We start from the raw sequence: 540 nt of genomic DNA on the forward strand, positions 1-540 counted from the left end.
TTTCAGGCATACGGTGACACTTCACTACAAACATAAACAACTTATGCCGGGAAAAGCTCCTGCTTTTCCTCTTCATGTACGGGATTTCTCAAAATCCCAAAACATGATCCCCCGCCGGGAAACGCATAAAAAAGAACTATATCAGTATAGTAGCACAGGATATAGGTGCTGTCAATTTGTTTTGTACTATATATGGTATGTGATAATGACATAACTATCCTATTTTGTGCCTTTTGTTTCCTCCTCGCAGACAAACGTGATCTGTCTTGACATAAATTCCTCACAGCTTGTCAGAGTTTTTCCATGCTTCTTCAGTTCCTCACTGGCATTTTGATTACATCGTTCTTCAAAGATACATCCCTCACAGTTATTTGCCAGCGCCCTGCGGACCCATTTCAATTCTTCCTGCGTACCTATGATTTTCATTAAAAACACCTCATTAACATCATACCCTAAAACAGCGGTTCTATCACATTTTTTTGCAATCAGGTATATAGCATTAAATTCCGGTTATATTCCGTAATATGAGCATTTATATAG

1 protein-coding gene is annotated in these 540 nt (G+C 38.5%); it reads right to left on the reverse strand.

The features are described 5' to 3' along the window. Window positions 1-219: 219 nt before the first annotated feature. A complete protein-coding gene (locus B5E53_RS18780; RefSeq protein WP_087317636.1) occupies window positions 220-426 on the reverse strand; it encodes a hypothetical protein in 207 nt (68 codons plus the stop codon). Window positions 427-540: the final 114 nt, after the last annotated feature.

The sequence above is a fragment of the Eubacterium sp. An11 genome, from assembly GCF_002161065.1.
Classification (GTDB): domain Bacteria; phylum Bacillota; class Clostridia; order Lachnospirales; family Lachnospiraceae; genus Anaerobutyricum; species Anaerobutyricum faecale.